This is a genomic window from Massilia atriviolacea, from assembly GCF_003953935.1.
GTDB classification, from domain to species: domain Bacteria; phylum Pseudomonadota; class Gammaproteobacteria; order Burkholderiales; family Burkholderiaceae_D; genus Telluria_A; species Telluria_A atriviolacea.
In genome coordinates, this window is sequence record NZ_RXLQ01000005.1 from 110597 (window position 1) to 131289 (window position 20693).

Consider the following 20693-nt stretch of genomic DNA (forward strand, 5'->3'; position numbering starts at 1 on the left):
CATGCTGCGACGAGGAATATGATCACACGAAACTAAGCAGTCGAGTCCATCAAGTTCGCGGACGGCACGCGCTGGACCCTGGCCGATATTCTGCCGTTTTTGCTGGTGGGCTCTGGCGGTAACGACAAGCTGTACGGCAGCGACGACCTCATCGGCGGAGCCGGTGCGGAGTCGAACAACCGTAAAGGACGCTCGCATTATCCGGCCGAGTTCAAAGCGCGGCTGGCCAAGGTTGCCTGTGAACCAGGCGTCTCGGCATCGGAGCTGGCGCAGTAGCATGGAATTAACACGAACATGTTGTTCAAGTGGCAGGACCTTCGTTCCGGCCTGCTGACGGCATCGCGATCGCAATTGGCACATCTGCTGCCAGTCGTGATGCAAAGCGGCTGTCGGAAGGGACAACACAGCGTGACTGGCGGCAAACGCCGATCCCGGCGCGGTGTCCCTGGCCGGATGAACCGGATGGCTGGCCGATGAGGCGCCGAGCGGCGCCCTGGCGGCGGGGGGAAGAGGTGGCGCCCTCGCGCACGCAGGCGCGGCGCTGCCCGTGACGCTTCAATGCCGCTCAGTGAGTCCGAGCAGCCATTTCTTTTTATCCATGAACCAGTCGGGGAAGCCGATTTCCGTGCGGATCGTATCCGTCCAGCCGCCTGTGCCGAAGACAGGCAGGCTGACTTTCTTGGACATGTGGATCATGCGGGAAAAAACGAAGTCATTGCTCAGATCGCCTGCCTGTGCCAGGTAGCGCACCCAGCGATTACCCATGCGCGCATGCAAGGCCTCGTCATTGTTGATAATCAGAAAACTGTTGGCCTCCTCGTGCCGACCGGCGGCGTTCAGCGCCGCCGCGAGGGTCAGGTTGGTCTCGACCGCATTGGCTTCCTGGAGCAGTTGCTGGACAATCAGTCCATCGAGCAGATCGTCGGCTGCCAGGAAGCGATCGAGCACCGTGTTGGTATAGGGATGCGCGCCAATGACGCCGCCAAGCGCCTGGTAGGTCGAGCGGATATACGCTGCATGGCGCGCTTCATCCCAGATCTGCCTGGCCATGTCGGTAAAAAACGCGGGCGGCATCGCGCGGTTGTTCAGGATCATGTAAGCGCATATTTCCATCGCCGAGATTTCAACGTCGATCAGCACATAAAAGAGGAAGCCCCGATAATTCGGCGCTTCGTCGATGATGCTGCGTCCCTCGCTGAAGCGGAACGGTTTGTCCGCCGACCAGTGCAGGCGGGCGTCGCGCGCGGGCTGGCGCGGAAATCCGGGCGCATCGCCCAGCGCGTAGCGTCGCTGCAAGCCAGGCAGTACCTCGGCGGCCATGTCCATCAGCGCCAGTTCCGGATCGTACAGCACCGATGACGCGCAGGCCTGGCGCAGGATGCGGGCCGTGTGCGCCAGCGCGTCGGGAGCGTGGACGCCGGCCGGCGGCGTCCGCGCGCCGGCCCACACCTCGGCACTGGCGATCTGCTGCACGCGCGCGTCGAGTGCGCCGGATAGTGCCAGCAGCGCCCCGAGCGCGAGGCCGATCTCGATCTTGTCGTCGATCGCGCTGGCGCCGACCAGTTGCTGGCAATGACGTACCAGGCAGGCGGACAGGCAGCCATCGACATCGGCATAGAATTGTGTGATTTCGGACATTCCCAGCATGCGCCCTCCCGGCTTGACGTTGCGCTTTCCATGGTGCCACGGCGATGGCGCCGCCCGTGTTACAGTCGGCCGTTGCCGGCGACGATAAACCGCTTCATCTTGTCCAGGTCGGCGCTGCGCCAGCCCTGGCCGTAGGCCGGCTCCAGCCGCTGCGCCGCCTGTTCGAAGCAGGCGCACAGGGCGAACAGGACGCGCCGCAGTTCGGCCGGATCATGGCTGGCGCAGCGGGTCGCAAGCAGGGCGGCCTGATCGGCCTGGCTGAAGCGCTGTTCGACCCGGCGCATCCCTTCCAGCGGCAGCCCTTGCGCCAGCTGCAGCAGCGGCATCAGCGCCTGGGACCGCATGACGCCGAGCGAATCCTCGGCTTCCCAATACTCGCCACGCGCGATCTTGGTGTGGGTGTACCACATCCAGCCGCAAAATTTGTTGTAGAGGTCTTCGAGAAAGGCCGGCTCGACCCTGGCCGCGGCGGGCGCCGCCGCCGGCGCTGCGGGAGCGGCCGCAGGGCCGACCAGGGACAGTCCCGCGCCGGGCCCGTGCGCCGGATCGGCGATCGTGTAATGGATGTCGATCTTGACCAGCGCATCGTCGCAGTCCCAGAAATGGATCAGCAGTTGCGGCATGTTCAGATGGGTGGCCGGGAAAAAGGCGATCGGGCGTCCGTGCCGGCGCAGGCAGTCGCTCACGGCCTGTTTTACCCGCACCCGCGCGCGCTCGTTCGCGCACACCACTTCCAGATCGATGTCGGAATAGATATCGCCGCTCCCCGCCGATAATGACCCGGTTAGCATAAGATCGGCCTCGCCGCACGCCAATACCGCTTGCGCAAGCGCCTCGATCAATTCGAATCGCCCGGATTGCATAATCCGACTGGATTCAAGGAATTGCATCGATTCAATATTTAACTGACGCGCGGATGTGCTCATTTGCATAACCCCCCTGTCCTGGTCGATAAAATCGCGAGAGCATTCCGCGCGATCGAAAAAAGTTATTATAAACTTAAAAGATGCGCTATAGTAAACCGCAAATACCGATAGCGTTTCCTTTCCCGGCGCCGGCTAGTCCAGGCGCCGAAGCGATGTGTAACTTACCAGGAAAACAGTATGTCGCCCTTGGAACTGTCTCGTAACTTCAATCTGATCCGGACCTGGCGTTTAAGCCGCCAGCGCCTGCCGTCCCTGCAGCGCCTGATGCCGGAACTGGCCGAGCAGGATATTCATCTGGAGGCGCTGCGCCAGCTTCCCGTGACCGGCAAGCTCGAATACCGGGAGCGCGCCCAGGAGTGGCTGGAAACGAATGCGGCGCTGCCGCACTTCATGATCAGGACCGGCGGCACCACCGGCGCTCCCACGCTGCAGTGGGGCTATATGCCGCCGTACGCGCCGCCGCCGGCGCCGTCCGGCGAGGAGCCGCGTCCGCTGTACCTGAAGGCCGGCGACGGCCGCCAGGGAACGGTGCCGCACTTCCCCAAGGACGTCGGCTCGCTGATCGCGCCCTTGCGCGACATCGAGGGGTATCGCATCATGACCGAGATCCTGCAGACCCGCTATCGCTTCGCTGGCTACGAAGAGCAGTTTTCGCGTCTGTCCATACCGCTGCCGGCGGCCAAGAAACTGGTCCACTATATATTGCTGAACAATATCGGCGTAAATAACTTCGGCTTACGCGAAGTGCATACCAATTCATCTTTCGTATCGCGCGCCTGGCGCCGCAGGATTGAAACGGTATTGCAGGCGAAATTAATAGATCATTACGGATTCACCGAAATACAGACGGCGCGCGCGCATGAATGTCCTTCCTGCGGATATTATCATTTTCCCGATTCCATTTATCCCGAAGTGGTCGATCTGCGCGGTAATCTCCTGAGCGCCCCGCATGCGAATGGCCGCTTGCTGGTAACGCGCTTGCTGGAAGAGAACGATTGCGCCATGCCGGTACTGCGTTTCGACAGCGGCGATATCGCGGAAATCGGGGTGCCGTGCGCATTTACCGGCGAAACCGGATTCAAACCGTGGGGCAAAATCGACCACAGCATCGGCATCGACGGCGGCGCCGCCGGCGATTTGTATCCGGTGCGCTACGGCGATATCCAGGATGCCATCGATAGCAGCGCCGTGGTGGCCCGCATCGATAATATCCGGCACTCCCTGGTCACCCTGACCGAAGGCGATACCTTCCCCAAATGGCGGCTGCTGCCCTGTCCCGACGCGGCCAACCAGGCGCGCCTGGAAATCGAGATGCTGTTCGATCCGCGCCTGTTTACCGACGAATGGGCGCAGTTCGAAGCCGACCTGCGCGCCAGACTCGATGCCAACAACCCCGATTACCGGCGCGCCATCGATCATGCGGGATTTCATCTGCATATCGCCGGTCTGCCGCCAGGCTCGCTGAGCGACCGCGACGTGATGAAATCCTAGCCGCGGAGCGCATCCGATGCCAGCACTGTCATGCGCCCGCCGCCGCTTCCTGCTTGCCTGTGCCGGGTGGACGGCCGGCGCGGCGACGGCCGCCGGCTTGCCCACCGTGCGCTGGGGCCTGTTTCGCAACTACCAGCCGGTCTACGTCGGGATCGCACAAGGCCTGTTTCAGCGCGCTGGCGTGAATGTTGTGCTTTCCGGCAACTTCAGCAGTGGTCCTGCCCTGATTCAGGCGGCCGGTATCGGCCACATCGACGCCGGCCATTCGGCCATCACCGGCCTGGCCAATGCCGCCGCGCAGGGCGTGGGCGTGATCGGGGTTGCCGATTCGCAGACCGAATTCGCCGATGCGCCGCTGCAGCAATGGTTCGTCGGCGCGCACGCGCCCATCAGGACCGTGGCCGATTTGCGCGGCAAGCGCATCGCCGTCAACTCCCTGTCGGGATCGTTTTATTACACCACCTTGATCGCCTTGCAAGGGCATGGGATCGGCAAGCACGAGGTGCACTTCGTCACGCTGCCGCACGAACGCCAGGAGCAGGCCTTGCTGGCCGGATCGATCGACGTGGCGTCCCTGATCGATCCGTACAGCGTCGCCGCGGCCGCCAATGCCCGGGTGCGCAGGCTGTTCACCGGGGCCGATGTGCTGGGCGAGCGGCAATTCTCGCTCGTCTTCTTCCGCAAGAAGCTGGTGGAGGAACAGGCGCCGACCATCACCCGCTTCCTGACCGGCTACCGGCAAGCCATCGCCTTCCTGCGCGACGATCCCGCCGGCGCGAATGCGGTGATGGCGCAGGCGCTCGGCGTGCAGAACAAGCTCATCGTTCCGCACCGCTACACGGCGCATGCCCGCGTGCTGGTGCGCGATGCGCAGTTCTGGCTCGACACCATGAGGGCGGGCGGCGAACTGGGGCGGGCGCCCGGCCTGCGGGTCGGCGACGTCGCGACCGACCGCTTCAATCCCTGATGCGGCCGCTCATGATGGCGCCGCTCCCGGCACCGGCCCGCCCGGGCTGGCTGGCCTGGACAAGGGGACACGCGGCGCGCCTGACCGGCGCCTGCGGCATCGTCGCGGTCCTGTGCGCATGGGAGCTGCTGGTCGGCCTGGGCGGGGTCGATCCGACCTATCTGCCGCCGCCCAGCGCGGTCGCGGCAGTGCTGCCCGGCTTGTTTCTGGACGGCCCGCTGATGGCGGACGTGCGGGCCAGCCTGAGCGCGGTACTGAGCGGCACCCTGATCGCCTGCCTGATCGCCTTGCCGGCCACGGTGGCGGCCCATCTCTGCGCGCCCCTGCGCTGGCTGAGCGCGCCCATCGTCGAACTGGTCCGCGGGATCGCGCCGCTCGCCCTGCTGCCGGCCTTTTTGCTGGTGTTCGGCCTGGGCACCCGCAGTACCGTCGCCATCATCGTGTGGGTGGCATGGCCGCCGCTGTTCATCAATGTCCTGGCCGGCCTGGACGCCACCGACCGCAGGCTGATCGAGGCGGCGCGCAGCATGGGCGCGACCACCGGCTGGCTGTTGCTGACGGTATACATGCCTTCGGTCGCCGGACATTTCCTGGCCGGGCTGCGGCTGGCGCTGGGCAGCGCCTGGCTTGCCGTGGTCGCCGCCGAAATGCTTGGTGCCAACGCGGGGATCGGATTCCGGATCCTGGAGTGGTCGCAAACCTTCCACATCACCGCCATGTATGGCGCCATCGTCGTCATCGGTGTCATCTCGCTCGGCCTGAACGGGGTGCTGGCCTGGGCCAGCGCCATGAGCACGCGCGGACAGGCGCCATGAGCGGCGGGCGCTGCGTGCTGCGGGCGGCGGCGCTGTCGCATGGATTCGGCGCACGCCGCATCCTGGGGCCCTGTTCGTTCGAGCTGCGCGACGCCGAGGTGGTCGCGCTCGTCGGTCCCAGCGGGGTCGGCAAGACCACGCTGCTGCGCATCCTGGCCGGACTGATACGCCCGGACGGCGGCACGGTGACCCTGTCCGGACACGGCGGCCAGGGCATTGCGATGGTATTCCAGGACTATGCCTTGTTCCCCTGGCGCAATGCCCAGCGCAATGTCGAATATCCCTTGCAGATCGGCGGCATCGGCCGCGCCGCGCGCCGGGAGCTGGCGCGCGCGGCGCTGGCGCAGGTCGGCCTGGCCGCCAGCGCCGATCTCTATCCCGCGCAACTGTCGGGAGGCATGCGGCAACGGGTGGCACTGGCGCGGGCGATCGTGACGCGGCCCGCCGTGATGCTGCTGGACGAACCCCTGGCGGCGCTGGACCAGGCCACGCGCCGCCAGCTGCAGGATCATCTGAGCGGCCTGTTCGCCCAGCTCGGCTGCGCGGTGGTGCTGGTCACGCATGACCTGCACGAGGCGGTACGCCTGGCGGACCGGGTACTGGTGCTGGGCGGAAGCAGCGCGACGGTCGTGGCCGACCTGTACCTGGAGTCAGGAAACAGCGCCGCCCAGGTGATGCTGTTGCAGAAACTGATGGCACAGCATGCCGGCCGGGAGGGCGCCGGGCCGGCGTGCGCGCCCGGCGCCAGCCTTACTGCTTGACATACACCCACACCAGCCGGCGCGCCGGCACCCCGTTGCTGAGCACCAGGCGTTCTTCCTGAACCGGGCCGTTCACCGCAAAACCGAGCTCGGACGCGAACTGCGCGACGCTCTCCTCGTCCCATGGAAAGACCGTGATGGCGGCTCCGATCGGCTCGCCCGGATTGGCGCGCATGAACAGCGAGCCGCCCGGCTTGAGCCAGGCATGCACCTTCCTCAGCGCCGCCAGGATCGCCGCCCTGTCGCCGAAATTGATGCTGCCCAGCGCCAGGCAGACATCGATGGCCGCGTCGGCGAAGGGGGCGTCGTGCAGGTCGCATTGCAGGTCGGCGCCGTCGTTGGCGATATCGATGCCGATCAGGTTCGGTATCTTTCCCTTGAACGGATTGAAGCCGCAGCCGACATCGACCACGAAGCGCGGCCGCAGGGCGTTGACGCGATCGACCAGGGCATAGCCGCTCAGGGGAAACCGTTCGATCGACGCTTGCCAGGTGCGCGCGTTGAAAAAGCGCAGCAGTTCCTTGTTATCTTGCATGGCTTGCTTCCTCTCAGATGACGCAGGCCGCCGCCGACCTGGCCATGGCGTGGCAGGCGTTCAGCACATCGGCGGGGGGCTGGTCGCCCAGGCCCCAGCGGCGCTCGAATTCCAGTTCCGAGACGGCCTTGACCCCTTCCATGCTGTAGCTCAGGCCCAGTTCGGCCAGGATCGGCGCCATGCTGCGGCGCCGCACCAGACGCCGCCGGCGCTGCTCGACGAAGGCCGAGATGCAGGCATTGTCGGCTGCGATATGGGCCGCCATGTTGGACGAGCTTTTGTACCAGCTGTAGTCGGGGTACGTGATGCTGAAGCCGCCCGCCGCCTCCCACCAGGCCAGGCAGTCCTGGTCCGGCCGCTGGACCAGCAGGAAGCGCGCGGCCGGGAACAGCTCGGCCAGATACGGCAGGTGGCGCGAAAAGACATGGCTCTTGAGCAGTTTGATGCCGCCGGACTCGCGGTAAGGCGCCGCGAATTCCGCCAGCAAGGCTGGCTTGCCCATGCTGCCGATGTCGTCGAACTGGCGTCCGTACTCCATGCCGGGACCGAAGTAATTCCCGAAATGGAGCGTCCGGCTGTCGCCAGCGTAGGATCGTTCGAGGGACATATCCGAGCGGTTGATCCCGTCCGCATACATGAGTGCATGGGCAATCGCGCTCCATTTCGAGCCTGGTGTGCCCACCACAAAAATAATATCCGCGCCGTCGCTGTTGAACATGGTGGTCACGCTCACGTGTGGTTTATTGACGAATGGTGTTGTACTGGACCAGCATGTCGGCCAGGCGCTGCTGGATCTGTCCTTCGCTGACCGCCAGCGGCATCTGCGCCGCGTTGAAGCGTTCGAGCCGGTTGACCGGCTCGATCGGGGCCATCCCGCCCAGGTACTGTTCGAAGTCCGCCACGGTCCGGCTGAGCTTGTGTTCGCCTTCCCACACCGCCTCCTTGAACAGCAGATGGGGCAGGTGCCCTTGTTTTTTACCGTTCGCCATCATTCGCTGCTGGAATTTCACAAAACGGGCGGTGTCCGCCACATACGCCTGGGCATAGCCGCAGCGGCTGGCGTAGGCGGTGCGCTCGCGCACCGTCGATGCCAGCGAGATCCCGTCGACCGCCAGACGCCTGATGTGCTTGTCGCCGTTGAGATCGAGTATGGTGGGCAAGATGTCCACCGTGCGCACCCGTTCCGTATGAATCGCAGGCGCGACATCGGCGCCGATGAACAGCAGCGGCACCCGCAGCACCCCTTCGGCGACCGAATTGAAGTGGCCGAAGCTGTGCTCGTCGTATTCTTCGCCGTGATCGCCGAACAGCACAATCAGCCAGCGCTTGCCTTCCAGGCGGCGCTTGAGCTGATCGATGAAGGCGGTAAAGCGGTGGCGCAGGAAATGCTCGATGCCGCCCAAATACAGGCCGAAGATGTCCTCGGCGCGCCCGGCCTTCCAGAGCTCCTGGATGATGCGCTTGTAGCGCATCAGGTACTGCATGTCCTCTTCGTCGCGCAAGGTTTCGAACAGCTGGTCCTTGGGCAGGCTGCCGGCGGCGCCGATCTGCTGTTCCAGTTCGGCCAGCTTGTTGCGATAGGCGTCGCCGCCGTAATGGAGATTATGGAAACCGTAGGGCACGTGCACCCCGCCGAAGTGCGCCAGGCTGACCGACCGTTCGCTCTGGCCCAGCGCGTCCAGGTAAGCGCTGTCGCTTTCGACGATGAACTCGTCGATGCCGCGGTCGAATCCCAGGGTCGGGCCGAGAATGAGGGGGAAATCGCTCTTCAGGATGGTGCGGTAGCCGGCCCGCTGGGCCCGCGTAAACAAGGTGTCGCCGGTCAGCTTGCGGTTGAAAAACTCGAACACCCCGTGCCGCAATGGCCACTTGCCGTTCAGGATCGAGGCGTGCGATGCCGAGGTGTAGGGCGCGGCCGAGACGCAGTTGGCGAAAAACGCGCCCTGGTCGACCAGCTCATCGAGTACCGAGGTGTCGGGCGCGCGCAGATTCGGGTATTTCGACGGCCAGAGTTTGAGGGGATTGCGGCCGATGCAATCGCTGCGGAGGGTATCAATGGATAAGAGAACAATGTGATCGTACACCGTGCTACTCCGGTTAATGTAGTCGGACACGACAGGCGCGCGGGCGGCCATGCGCCCGCGCGCCTGTCATGCAGCGAAGCGGGACATGCTTATTTCAGTTCTCCCACCAGATGGCATGCGCCGGCCCTGAAGCGCTGCCCGCCGGGCGGCGTGGACATCATCGTTCCCATATTTTTCGGCAACAGGATCCGGTCGAAAATCGACAGGTGGGGGACATACTGCGCGCCGACGTACGAGGTTTGCAGGCGCAAGCCCAGTTCCGCGTAGCGGTGCAGGGCGCGCATGTGCAAGTCATGGAGCTGCCCGGATTCGACGCGAAAATGGACGTTGGTCACGAAACCATTGCGATTCGTAAAAGTGCCGACACTGCTTACCTGAAACTCCGCCTGGGCCGGCGCAAGTTCCGTGGCCAGCGTTTCCAGTTGCCGCAAGACCTCGGGGGGCTGGAAGCCGCCGTACAGCAGGGTAATGTGGGGATCGAGCTGGCGTGCGATCACGTCGTCGGTGCCGAAGCGGTGGCGTTGCGCCGTGACATGGTCCACCAGCGTCTGGTCGACGCTGAGGACCAGTGCGCATTCGTGGACCTCGGTGAGCTCATCGGTTCTCAGACGGTTGCGCAGACTAATCCAATTCACTAATGGAAGCTCCTGTCAGTTCGCCGCCAGGGCCCTGAGGCGCACGACGGCAGTTGGTGAACACACGGCGCTGGCGCGCCAGCGCCGTGTGCGGGCGGGACATCAGGCGCGGCGAAAACCGCCGCGCCTCAAGCCTGGGCTTTCTGGCTCATCGACTCCAGCTCGTCGCTTGTCACCCTGGTAAAGTATTTCACGTCGCTCGCCTTGCCGTTTTTATCGTGGGTGACATGCAAGGTGCCGGCGCCGATATTCCACATGCGTTCCACGTCGCCATTTACCAGCATTTTCATGGAGGCCGGCTCGCCATACGTCTGGTACAGTTCTTTATCGCCCTTGTTCAGCAAATCGCTCACCGGCTGCTGCGTATCGCCGATGTTGGCGGACTGCACCGATACCGGAACGTTCGGATTGAGTATCATAATAACCCTTTCTAAAGTTATGACGCACATCCATCCTAGAATGTGTAAAACGATCCTATCGCAAGCTTGCGCAAGTGGCAATATATTATTCGTGATCGATCGCGTCCGCACCATAGTCGCTTTATTGCCGCGCGGCGCCCGCCGCCACGGTAATCGGACGGCTTTCCATGCCCAGCGCATGATGCACTGTCAAGCTATCGGCATTACCTATATATCCTATTCGAAAAAACCATCCTGATATCACCGGCCGCTTGTCGCCGCTGGCCTGTTAATATTCTTACGGGAAATATGGATATTAATAAACTCCGCCGCAATCGGATCGCGCCCAATGCGTTTTCCTCCGGGCCGCCATCGCGCCGCGCCCGTCAAGCGGGCCGATCGTCGGCAGCGCAACGGAGACGCCAAGGGCGCCTCCGTTGACCCGGATACGCTCCCCGGGCGGCCGGCGCGGCGCAAGCCCGGCAATGCGCCGTGCCGTCTGCGCCGCCCTATGGGAAAGCCGGCCGGCTACAAGAAAAATGACCGGGCATCAAGCTTGCGTCAGCTTGGTCATCGTTTCCAGCTCACCTGCCGTGATGTTCATGAAAAACTTGACATCGGCGACCTTGCCGGTCTCCGTGTGGGTGACATGCAGGGTGCCCGAACCGATGCTCCAGGTCCGTTCCACATCGCCATTGACCAGCATTTTCATCGACGCCGGCGTGCCGTACATCTGCACCAGTTCCGAATCGGCCTTGGTGAGCAAATCATGCACGGACTGCTGAGTATCGCCAACGGTCATGGATTGCACGGATACTGCTATGAGAGTACTGAGAATCATAATAACCTTTCTAAAGTTATGAAGCACATCCATCTTAGAATGTGAAAGTTCATGGTATCGCAACATTAAAAAACAGGCAACGATTTGTTTTGCCTTAAAAAATCCATGGTTGTAAAATGGACGCGGTTCCGGGAGTGCCGGCCTGTTTCGTCCGCTAATGAACCGGACTAATGCAACAGGGATAAAAACTGCCTGTCCGGGACCTGGCCGCCACGCCATGCGGATAACATGTTCAATTAATTGCCAGCGATTTAATCAACCGCGCCGGAGCGAATTGTGTACTCTCCCATGAAAATATTCACATTCTGTTTCTTATTGCTGTGGGCGTGCTCCGGGCGCGCCGCCGATATTCCCGTCTACGATTACATCGTCAAAAAAGTATTTCCACACGATATTAAATCTTTTACCGAGGGATTGATTATCGAGGGCGATACCGTGTATGAAAGCAGCGGCGGCAACGGCACTTCCTATCTCCGAAAAACGGCGCTGGCGAGCGGCCGGGTGCTGGCCGAGCAGCGCTTGCCGGAGGCGTATTTCGGCGAGGGCATCGCCGCCTTCGGGGGCGAGCTGGTCTGCCTGACCTGGACCTCGCAGACCGGCCTGGTGTTCGATCTGCGGCGTCTCGCATGGAAGCGCAATTTCGCCTATGCCGGCGAGGGATGGGGGGCGGCCAGCGATGCCCGCCACGTGTATGTCAGCAACGGCAGCTCCCGCATCCGTGTCCTCGATGGCAAAACCCTGAAGCCGGTGCGCGACATCGAGGTGACGATGGGCACGACCCCGCTCGCTCGCCTCAACGAGCTGGAAATGGTCGGCACCGAGCTGTTCGCCAATATCTGGAAGACCGATCTGATCGCCAGGATCGATGTCCGCACGGGCAAGGTGGTCGGCTGGATCGACTTGACAGGATTGCTCAAGCCGGCCCTGCGCCGGCAGGCGGATGTGTTGAACGGCATCGCTTATGACCGGCGAAGCCAGCGCTTGTTTGTGACCGGAAAGAACTGGCCGCAGCTGTTCCAGATCGCCTTGCGCAAGCGCACGGATGGGCGCCGAGGGCCCGCCTTCGATGCCTTGAACCAGGCTGGCGACGCCACGCCCGATCCCAGAGTGCTGGGCACGACGGCATTCCGGATGTCGAGCTATTTCAGCGATGTGGGAGATGTCAGCGCGCTGTCCATCCTCCATCTCGCACAACTGGACTACGTGCGGCGCCATTTCCAGGTGGGCCAGCCCGGCAATGACGGCTTGCCCCTGATATCGATGATAGCGCCCGGCAAGAACGGCGGCGCCGGGTTCACCGATGTGCAGCCTGGCGCGCTGCGCCGGGCAGCGGTCGTCGACCTGTACAAGTTTCCCAACACCTTGAATGTGGTCAGAATCACCGGCGCCGAGTTGCGCGCGTGGCTGGAAAAGGGGGCGGAGCGCTTCCGGACCATCGACCCGGCGCGCGCCACGCCGCAGGAACTGGTCGACAGCGCCGTCGATGGGACCAGTTTCGATACCGCGGCAGCCGAAGAACTGCATTACGAAATCAATCTTGCCCGGCCGCCGGGACAGCGGATCGAGCGCCTTCTGTATCGTCAACGGGCCTTGAGCGATGGCGACGAGGTGCTGGTGGTAACAAATAATTTTCGCGTGGTCGGCGGCGGCAATTTCCGCGCGATTGCTCGCGAGAAGGTGGTGTTTGCGCCCCAGGTCAGCCAGCAAGACGTGCTGGCCGCTTACATCGAGACTCAGCAAGTCCTGACGCGCGCCCGGCACGGGACCCTGAAGAGTTGGCGTTTTGCCAAAATGGAAGCCGCCGGCCCGGTGATCTTTCATGCGCCTCCAGGGCTGCTGGCGCTGGCGCGGGATAGCGGCTTGAGCAATGTTCAGGAAGCGCCCGCGCAGGACCAGGCCGGGCCGGGCGCCTATGCGATCGATCTGGCGCAATAAGATCCGCCGCACATCATTGCCGCCCATGCAGTTGGGTTCAATTGAATCGATATTCGTTTAAAAGAGATTGTCTTGCAAGCGGCGGCTTGATCGTCCATGCGCCGCTATCCATGCCGGTGACATTGTCACGCGCATCGGCAATATGATTGAAAGCGGCGGAGGATTATTATCGGAACTGCATATCGGCGATATTAGGCGGCGGCCGGGCGCCCGTATTCGCGGGCCGGCGCGGCGGTGCCGGAAACGGAATGAAAATGCTCGGAAAATCATGGCGCTGGGTTAATCGGCGCGGTCTGCGCACGCCCGTTTTATGGCAGGCCGGGGGCGTATGGCCGATGGTTTTAAAGCGTTTATAAAGCAGTTGACCGATACGCCGTGGAATGGTAAGTTCGCTTCTGATGTGGCATTTTACTAACTGCGGCGGATCTAAATAGGACGCCGCACCGGATAAAATGCGCGCATCGTTGTTCGTGTTAATAAAGTTTATCTCTGCATGGTATTGAAATAGCCGCCAAGTTGTCTTTTGGAATGAGTATTTTTCTTTGAAATTTTTCTTGGGAGATTTAAATGTTATCATCTAAAGAATTTGTTGCCGGTTTAAAAGAATCCAACCAATCGCTCTTCAAAGCCAGTCAAATCAACGTCAAGGCGTATTTTGATTCGAAGCCATCGCAAGAGAAGCTGGTGGACCACTTCATCGGCCGCATGGTCAATGAGCGTCTGAACATGGTCGAAATCGCGCAAAGCATCGCCAGCATGCCGGTCGATACCTCGGTCGAAGAACTGCAGTTACTGACCAAGCAGGCGCATGACGAAGCCAATCACTTCCGCATGGTGCGCGACGTTATCGAACACATCACCGGAGAAACGCTCGACGTCGAAGCGGCGATCCGGGCCGAGGCGGCCAAACCGACTGCCAAGGGCGCCGAACTGCTGAAGAAATACGAAGCCGACACCGATCCGATCGCGCTGGCAGCCTATCAGCTGGTGGCGGAAGGCCGGGCCGAGGCCGTCTGGGACCAGATGGCGAACTGTATCGAAGACGACTTCATCAGCCGCACCTACGCAAAAATCGCGCGCGACGAAGGCTTCCACGCCAATATCGGTGGGATGAAACTCGAGCGCCTGATCAAAACCGAAGCCGACCAGGCCCACGCCGAAAACCTGGTCAAGCAGATGCGCCGCGACCTGTTTGAAATCAGCTGCATGAATACCCTGGCCGCTCCCGCTGCCAAAGCGCTGGTCGCCGACGCTTACGGCTGGCACTGAATCCCCGGTCTGAGCGGCTTGCCGTCCAGACCGTAGCAAGCCCGTCGCCGCCGGCAAGCGCTCCGGCATCGAGGCCGGCGGCGCGGGCTTGACCGCTCCAGCATTGTCCCCTTGTCCCGTGCCGTGCAAGCCGCCGGTACAGGCGCCAGGTGTGCGTGCAATGCATTCTTTGTACTGTCAATAGGGAGGCAGGAAGTCATGATTAATATCAGCACAGATCTCGATATCAACGATCGCTGGCCGTTGAGTGTATTTCCCGTTGCGCCCGGACAGCAACGGCAGTTCAAGGCGGAAGGGACGGATTATATATTGCTGAGGAATGCCGATTTTCAAAGCAGCGAGGCGCATTTTCGGGGAGTGAATGGCGCCTTCGCCATCAGCGCCGAAACCGATTATGCCATTACCTGTCCGGGCGGGGCCAGTGCGTTTGTCATCCGCTACAAGGGATTGCGCTTGTCGGAGCAGCGTTATTACATCCAGAATAAACTGGACATGGGTAATCTGAGCTATATGGATGGCGGTACCAATACCACGGCGGTCAATCCGGGCAGGCTGGGCGACCCGGTGGTGAATTATGTGCATTTCCCCGCGCATATGTACCAGACCTTGCATACGCATCCAAGCCATCGTATCGGGCTGATCCTGAGTGGAAATGGGCGGATCGAACTCGATAACCAGGAATTTTTTAATGTCGAAGAGGGCAGCGCCTTTTTCATGCGCAGAAATGAACTGCACAATTTTATTACGACCGACCAAGCGGTGGTCCTGTTCGTATTCGCACCCGATTCGGGAACCGGACCGACCGATGAAGTCAATCCGCTGAAGATCCGGACCTACATCGGCCAGCAACGTCATGTGCGCTAAGCGGCTCTTGATCGTCACCGGGCCGCAGGGCTCGGGCAACCATCTGTTCAGCCGGGTTCTCAGCATGCATCCGCGGGTCAAGGGCTGGGAGGCGCTCAAGGAAAAATTCTGGGTTCCCAGCGATGAAGAGCCGTTCGCCGAATTCTGGGTGTATCCGGAGCGCCTGGACGCCGGGGCGTTTGCCGATGCCGACTATTTCTTAGCCAACGTCAGTTGCCCGTTTTTTTACGACGGCCGGCGCTACATGCCGAAAATCCGTGAAGTCGCGGATCGCGCCGTCGCACTGGGTGTGCAAGTGAGTATCGCCATTGTGGTCCGGGATCAGAATATCAATGCAGTTCAGCAACAACGCGTCGGTGGCCAGGTCACGCTTCCCCTGGCGCTGAACTATTATTACGAGCACCTCATCCCGAGCCCGCATGCGGTGCATTTTCTCGACCACGAAGCGTTTTTTCTTCACAAGGCGCACTATCTGCGCTGGTTGGACTCGGTCTTGCAATTTCCCATCGCGTGGGACAGTCCGGACGTGATGCGTTTCATCGAGCAAGATGCGAATCACAAATATGTCAGCGAGGTCAAGGACCACTGGCTCGATGCGACGATCCAGGCAGGGCGGCGCCCGTTCAGCGAGCGGGCAACAGAGAACTAGGCGCTCCGATTCCCGCGCAGCGCCGGCCGGCGCCCCGGTCGGTCGTGAAGCACCCAGCGCCGCGGGCGGTGACCGCCCTTGCCGCGCACCGGCCTCCCCCTTGTCCCCGGCAGCCGTCCTGAGCAGGCATGGCCGCGCAGCGCGGCCCTCCCAACAAAATTCCCAATGACCCTCATTAATACAAACAATGAGGTGCCCGGGCCATCTTGTCGTATCATAGAAACCAATGAGAGCTTCTCATTCGATAGTTTTTCTTAACCCACAGAACCACGCACGAGGATATCTATGTCGCTGATCAATACGCAAGTTCCAGAATTCAAAACCCAAGCCTTCCACAACGGCAAATTTGTTGAAGTCTCGAACGAGTCGATGAAGGGCAAGTGGTCGGTCGTGATTTTCATGCCAGCCGCGTTCACCTTCAACTGCCCGACCGAAGTCGAAGATGCGGCCCAGAACTACGCAGAATTCCAGAAAGCCAACGCCGAAGTGTACATCGTCACCACCGACACCCACTTCTCGCACAAAGTCTGGCACGAGACCTCGCCGGCCGTCGGCCAGGCCCAGTTCCCGCTGGTGGGCGATCCAACCCACAAGCTGACCCGCGCCTTCGGCGTGCACATCGACGAAGAAGGCCTGGCGCTGCGCGGCACCTTCATCATCAATCCGGAAGGCGTCATCAAGACCCTGGAAATCCATGACAACGCCATCGCCCGCGATGTCAAGGAAACCCTGCGCAAGCTGAAAGCCGCCCAGTTCGTCGCCGCCAACCCAGGCCAGGTGTGCCCAGCCAAGTGGAACGAAGGCGCAAAAACCCTGACCCCATCGCTGGACCTGGTCGGCAAGATCTAAATAGCAGCACCGTAGCAGTACCAGGGAGGGCGCGGCGCCTTGCGCTGCCCTCCCTGCACCGGGAAGCAGCCCGACGGTTCCCGGATTTCATTCAAGGCACTTTCTTACGGATACGAACATGCTTGACGCCACCTTAAAAACCCAGTTGCAAGGCTATTTGCACAACCTGCGCGCGCCGATTCGTCTGATCGCCACGCTCGATGGCAGCGAGAAAAGTGCCGAACTGCGTGAACTGCTGGCCGAGATCAGCAGCCTGTCCGATAAAGTCAGTGTCGACGAGTCCGGCACCGATAGCCGCACCCCCTCGTTCGTGATCGCCCGCGAAGGCGAAACCCACGGCGTGCGCTTCGCCGCGATTCCGCTCGGCCATGAATTCACCTCGCTGGTGCTGGCCCTGCTGTGGACCGGCGGCCATCCGCCCAAAGTGGCACCCGACGTCATCGACGCCATCAAGGCGCTCGACGAATCGATGGATTTCGACGTCTACATGTCCCTGTCCTGCCACAATTGCCCCGACGTGGTGCAGGCGGCGACCCTGATGGCCGTGTTTAACCCGAAGATCCGCACCGTGATCATCGACGGCGGCATGTACCCGTCCGAAGTCGAGGCGCGCCAGGTGATGGCGGTGCCGATGGTCTTCAGGAACGACAGCATGTTCACCTCCGGTCATATGACCGTGGAAGAACTCGTCGCCAAGCTCGACGTGAATTCGGCCGGCCGCGAAGCGAAGAAACTCAATCAAAAGTCCGCCTACGACATGCTGATCGTCGGCGGCGGCCCGGCCGGCGCGGCGGCGGCCGTGTATGCGGCGCGCAAAGGCATCCGTGTCGGCGTGGCGGCGGAGCGCTTCGGCGGCCAGGTCAACGACACCATGGCCATCGAGAACTATATCTCGGTGCTGGAAACCGACGGCCCGACATTCGCCGCCGCCCTGGAAGCCCAGGTGCGCCACTACGAAGTCGACATCATGAACCTGCAGCGCGCCGAACGCATCGTGCCGGCCGCCACCCCGGGCGGACTGGTCGAGGTGCACATGCAGAACGGCGGCGTGCTCAAGGCGCGCAGCGTGATCGTCTCGACCGGCGCGCGCTGGCGCAACGTAAACGTGCCCGGCGAAGCCGAGTACAAGAACAAGGGCGTGGCCTACTGCCCGCATTGCGATGGCCCGTTGTTCAAAGGTAAGCGCGTGGCCGTGATCGGCGGCGGCAACTCCGGCGTGGAAGCGGCGATCGACCTGGCCGGCATCGTCCAGCACGTCACCCTGGTCGAGTTTGCCGATGCGCTGAAGGCCGACGCGGTGCTGGTCAACAAGTTGAAGAGCCTGGCCAACGTGACCATTCACGTCAATGCCCAGACCACCGAGATCACCGGCGACGGCCAGAAAGTCAATGGCCTCGGCTACAAGGACCGCGCCACCGGCGCCGAGCACCACGTCGCGCTGGAAGGCGTGTTCGTGCAGATCGGCCTGGTGCCGAATACCGAATTCCTGAAAGGGACGCTGGAGCTGAGCAAGTATGGCGAGATCGTCGTCGACGCCAAATGCCACACCAGCCTGCCGGGCGTGTTCGCCGCCGGCGACGTGACCACGGTGCCGTACAAGCAGATCGTCGTTGCTGCCGGCGAAGGATCGAAAGCGGCATTGAGCGCCTTCGATTACCTGATCCGCCAGCCGGTGCTGGCCGATGTGGCGAAGCAGGAGGAAGTGGCGGAAGCGGCCTGACCGCGATCCCGCTTCGCTTCATGGACAAACGCCCGGCATCGACCGGGCGTTTTTGATGGCGCTCAGACGCCGCAGTAAGCGGTCTTGACGGTGGTAAAGAACTCGGCCGCGTAGGTGCCCTGTTCGCGCGCGCCGTAGCTCGACCCCTTGCGTCCGCCGAACGGCACGTGGTAATCGACGCCCGCGGTCGGCACGTTGACCATCACCATGCCCGCTTCGGCGTGGCGCTTGAAGTGGGTCGCGTGCTTGAGCGAGGTGGTGACGATGCCGCTGGCCAGGCCGAACTCGGTATCGTTGGCCATCGCCAGCGCGTGCTCGTAGCTGTCGGCGGGAATCACCATGCCGACCGGACCGAAGATTTCTTCGCGGCTGATGCGCATCTCGTTGCTGCAGTCGGTAAACAGGGTAGGGCGCAGGAAGAAGCCCGGCGTGGCGCACGCGACGCGCTCGCCGCCGAAGGCCAGGGTGGCGCCTTCTTCGCGGCCGATGCCGATGTATTCCATGTCCTGGTCGAGCTGGCTCTGGTCGACCACGGGCCCGATGTCGACACCGGCGCCGAGCGCGTCGCCGACGGTGAGCGCGGCCAGTTTCTCTTTCATGGCGGCCACAAAAGCCGGGTAGACGCCTTTTTCGACGATCAGGCGGCTCGACGCCGTGCAGCGCTGGCCGGTCGAGAAGAACGAGCCCTGCACCGCGCAGTTGACGGCGGTGGCGAGGTCGGCGTCGTTGAGGACGATCAGCGGATTCTTGCCGCCCATCTCGATCTGCACCTTGGCCATGCGTCCGATGGCGGCGGCCGCTACCTTGGCGCCGGTCGCGGCCGAGCCGGTAAAGCTGATCGCATTGACGCGGCGGTCGCTCAGGAAGGCCTGGCCGACCACGCTGCCGCGCCCCATCACCAGGTTGAACACGCCCGGCGGCAGGCCGGCGCGGCTGATGATCTCGGTCAGGGCCCAGACGCTGGCGGGCACCAGCTCGGCCGGCTTGATCAGCACGCAGTTGCCGTAGGCCAGTGCGGGCGCGATTTTCCACGACGGGATGGCGATCGGGAAATTCCACGGGGCGATGATGCCGACCACGCCGACCGGCTCGCGCGTGACTTCCACGTCGAGGTTGGGGCGTACGGACGGCAGCTTGTCGCCGCGCAGGCGCAGGCATTCCTGGGCGAAGAATTTGAAGATGGCGCCGGCGCGCGCGACTTCGCCGATGCCTTCGGGACGGGTCTTGCCTTCCTCGCGCGACAGCAGGGTGCCGAGCTCTTCTTTACGGGCCAGGATTTCGCTGCCGATCTTGTCGAGCGCATCGGCGCGCACCTGGATGTTGGACAGGGCCCAGCCCGGTGCGGCGGCAGCGGCGGCGGCGATTGCCAGCTCGGCCTGCTGCGCGTCGGCCTGGGCGTAGTGGCCGATGATGTCGTTCGTGTTCGAGGGATTGATGTTGGCGGACGACGAAGCGCCGTCGACCCAGGCGCCGTTGATATAGTTCTGTTTCATGGGAGCTTTCTACGTGGCTCGCAGGGGACCGCGATGCATGTTTATCAAAAAACAAAAGCTTACCATCGCGGCCGCAATGCTGCTGGCAGAAGCCGGCCGATGAGGCGCTGTTGTGCCGATTGCGGCGCGTTTTGCGCACGCCGGCGACCGGCGCTGCCTGACGAGTTGGGAGTCGCTGCCACGCCTTCGGTCAGGCCCAGCGCCGGGATGTAGCCGGCAAACGCCGGCCGTTCGACCGCGCGGCCGGCGATCGCGCGCGCCACCACGGTCGGCGCCAGCTCGGCGCGCAGCGCAAAACTCGGCAGCACATCGGTGCGGCTGGTATCGACCGACACCGGCGAGAGCACGCCCACGATCGACGAACTGCCCGTGAGCGTACGCTGGTACGCCGGGGTCGACGTGCATCCCGGCGCGTCCTTGCTCAGGCGCGTGATGGTATCGAGATTGTTGGTGCCCGGCGTGGTCGTGATGGTCGCGCCGCCGAAGTGCGGCGGAACCCGATCATGACATTGTCCTGGTAGCGCTGGTCGATATTCGTGCGGAAGCCTTCCGCGAACACGTCCACACTCGGCGCCGGTGCTGCGCTGACGTCCGGATTCGTGGTCCTGGCCTTGTCGCGGTGTTCTATTTGCGCGTTCAGCGTGACCTGCCGGCCCTTGAAGTCGAACGGGCGCTTGGTGCGCACGTCGATCACGCCGGCGGTGCCGCCCTCGGGCAGGTCGCGGCCCTGGGTCTTGTGGACGGCGATCCGCTGCAGCATCGAAGCCGGCACGTCGGCCAGGTACAGGCTGCGGCCCGTGTCGGAAAAGAACTC

The 20693-nt window shown here is 62.6% G+C and carries 22 protein-coding genes; 10 read left to right on the forward strand and 12 right to left on the reverse strand.

What is annotated here, in order from left to right; genetic code table 11:
* Nucleotides 1-555 precede the first annotated feature (555 nt).
* Both EJB06_RS11015 and EJB06_RS11020 read right to left on the reverse strand, forming a co-directional pair.
* Nucleotides 556-1647, reverse strand: a complete 1092-nt coding sequence (locus EJB06_RS11015) for a DUF455 family protein (RefSeq protein ID WP_126074074.1) — start codon at nt 1645-1647, stop codon at nt 556-558.
* Nucleotides 1648-1706: 59 nt separating this feature from the next.
* Nucleotides 1707-2438, reverse strand: coding sequence for a hypothetical protein (locus EJB06_RS11020; protein WP_126074075.1), 732 nt, complete (start codon nt 2436-2438; stop codon nt 1707-1709).
* Nucleotides 2439-2750: 312 nt separating this feature from the next.
* Here EJB06_RS11020 and EJB06_RS11025 point away from each other — a divergent pair, with 312 nt between their 5' ends.
* From EJB06_RS11025 to EJB06_RS11040, 4 genes are read left to right on the forward strand one after another with little or no spacing between them, the layout of a single operon-like run.
* Nucleotides 2751-4064 carry a phenylacetate--CoA ligase family protein gene (locus EJB06_RS11025; protein WP_126074076.1) on the forward strand — a complete coding sequence of 438 codons (1314 nt, stop codon included), beginning with the start codon at nt 2751-2753 and terminating at the stop codon, nt 4062-4064.
* A 16-nt stretch (nt 4065-4080) separates the two neighbouring features.
* The gene (locus tag EJB06_RS11030; protein ID WP_126074077.1) at nt 4081-5031 is read left to right on the forward strand and encodes an ABC transporter substrate-binding protein; all 951 of its coding nucleotides are present in this window, start codon (nt 4081-4083) and stop codon (nt 5029-5031) included.
* A gap of 11 nt (nt 5032-5042) precedes the next feature.
* The gene (locus EJB06_RS11035; RefSeq protein WP_164557889.1) at nt 5043-5846 is read left to right on the forward strand and encodes an ABC transporter permease; all 804 of its coding nucleotides are present in this window, start codon (nt 5043-5045) and stop codon (nt 5844-5846) included.
* Nucleotides 5843-6607, forward strand: a complete 765-nt coding sequence (locus EJB06_RS11040) for an ABC transporter ATP-binding protein (protein WP_126074079.1) — start codon at nt 5843-5845, stop codon at nt 6605-6607. The genes EJB06_RS11035 and EJB06_RS11040 overlap by 4 nt, the downstream gene beginning before the upstream one ends.
* Here EJB06_RS11040 and EJB06_RS11045 read toward each other — a convergent pair.
* From EJB06_RS11045 to EJB06_RS11070, 6 genes are all read right to left on the reverse strand, one after another.
* Complete coding sequence (locus tag EJB06_RS11045; protein WP_126074080.1) at nt 6597-7142, reverse strand: class I SAM-dependent methyltransferase; 546 nt, start codon at nt 7140-7142, stop codon at nt 6597-6599. The genes EJB06_RS11040 and EJB06_RS11045 overlap by 11 nt on opposite strands.
* Nucleotides 7143-7155: 13 nt before the next feature.
* A complete protein-coding gene (locus EJB06_RS11050) occupies nt 7156-7875 on the reverse strand; it encodes a hypothetical protein (RefSeq protein ID WP_126074081.1) in 720 nt (239 codons plus the stop codon).
* A gap of 7 nt (nt 7876-7882) precedes the next feature.
* Nucleotides 7883-9226 (reverse strand): sulfatase-like hydrolase/transferase, encoded by a 1344-nt coding sequence (locus EJB06_RS11055; protein WP_164557890.1) that lies wholly within the window; start codon nt 9224-9226, stop codon nt 7883-7885.
* Between the two features lie 89 nt (nt 9227-9315).
* Nucleotides 9316-9861: a 2'-5' RNA ligase family protein gene (locus EJB06_RS11060; RefSeq protein ID WP_126074083.1), complete on the reverse strand. Its 546-nt coding sequence runs from the start codon at nt 9859-9861 to the stop codon at nt 9316-9318.
* A 128-nt stretch (nt 9862-9989) separates the two neighbouring features.
* The gene (locus tag EJB06_RS11065; protein WP_126074084.1) at nt 9990-10280 is read right to left on the reverse strand and encodes a hypothetical protein; all 291 of its coding nucleotides are present in this window, start codon (nt 10278-10280) and stop codon (nt 9990-9992) included.
* A gap of 529 nt (nt 10281-10809) precedes the next feature.
* Nucleotides 10810-11070: a hypothetical protein gene (locus EJB06_RS11070; protein ID WP_126074085.1), complete on the reverse strand. Its 261-nt coding sequence runs from the start codon at nt 11068-11070 to the stop codon at nt 10810-10812.
* A gap of 318 nt (nt 11071-11388) precedes the next feature.
* On the opposite strand from EJB06_RS11070, the gene EJB06_RS11075 reads away from it, so the two are divergent.
* Entirely contained in the window at nt 11389-13035 is a 1647-nt protein-coding gene (locus EJB06_RS11075) for a glutaminyl-peptide cyclotransferase (RefSeq protein ID WP_126074086.1), read from the forward strand.
* Nucleotides 13036-13201: 166 nt separating this feature from the next.
* Here the strand turns inward: EJB06_RS11075 and EJB06_RS11080 are convergent, their stop codons facing one another.
* Nucleotides 13202-13612 (reverse strand): hypothetical protein, encoded by a 411-nt coding sequence (locus EJB06_RS11080; RefSeq protein ID WP_126074087.1) that lies wholly within the window; start codon nt 13610-13612, stop codon nt 13202-13204.
* Between the two features lie 107 nt (nt 13613-13719).
* Here EJB06_RS11080 and EJB06_RS11085 point away from each other — a divergent pair, with 107 nt between their 5' ends.
* The 5 genes from EJB06_RS11085 to ahpF all read left to right on the forward strand — a co-directional run bounded on the left by EJB06_RS11085 (nt 13720) and on the right by ahpF (nt 18386).
* Nucleotides 13720-14304, forward strand: a complete 585-nt coding sequence (locus EJB06_RS11085) for a ferritin-like domain-containing protein (protein ID WP_126074088.1) — start codon at nt 13720-13722, stop codon at nt 14302-14304.
* A 198-nt stretch (nt 14305-14502) separates the two neighbouring features.
* Nucleotides 14503-15168, forward strand: a complete 666-nt coding sequence (locus EJB06_RS11090) for a cupin domain-containing protein (RefSeq protein WP_126074089.1) — start codon at nt 14503-14505, stop codon at nt 15166-15168.
* Nucleotides 15169-15175: 7 nt separating this feature from the next.
* A complete protein-coding gene (locus EJB06_RS11095) occupies nt 15176-15817 on the forward strand; it encodes a hypothetical protein (protein ID WP_126074090.1) in 642 nt (213 codons plus the stop codon).
* Between the two features lie 285 nt (nt 15818-16102).
* Entirely contained in the window at nt 16103-16666 is a 564-nt protein-coding gene (gene ahpC / locus EJB06_RS11100; RefSeq protein WP_126074091.1) for an alkyl hydroperoxide reductase subunit C, read from the forward strand.
* Between the two features lie 118 nt (nt 16667-16784).
* A complete protein-coding gene (ahpF, locus tag EJB06_RS11105) occupies nt 16785-18386 on the forward strand; it encodes an alkyl hydroperoxide reductase subunit F (protein ID WP_126074092.1) in 1602 nt (533 codons plus the stop codon).
* A gap of 62 nt (nt 18387-18448) precedes the next feature.
* Here the strand turns inward: ahpF and EJB06_RS11110 are convergent, their stop codons facing one another.
* The 3 genes from EJB06_RS11110 to EJB06_RS11120 form a co-directional block, all read right to left on the reverse strand.
* Entirely contained in the window at nt 18449-19879 is a 1431-nt protein-coding gene (locus tag EJB06_RS11110) for an aldehyde dehydrogenase family protein (protein ID WP_126074093.1), read from the reverse strand.
* A gap of 59 nt (nt 19880-19938) precedes the next feature.
* A complete protein-coding gene (locus tag EJB06_RS11115; RefSeq protein WP_126074094.1) occupies nt 19939-20226 on the reverse strand; it encodes a hypothetical protein in 288 nt (95 codons plus the stop codon).
* A gap of 74 nt (nt 20227-20300) precedes the next feature.
* Nucleotides 20301-20639 (reverse strand): hypothetical protein, encoded by a 339-nt coding sequence (locus EJB06_RS11120; RefSeq protein WP_126074095.1) that lies wholly within the window; start codon nt 20637-20639, stop codon nt 20301-20303.
* Between the last annotated feature and the right edge of the window lie 54 nt (nt 20640-20693).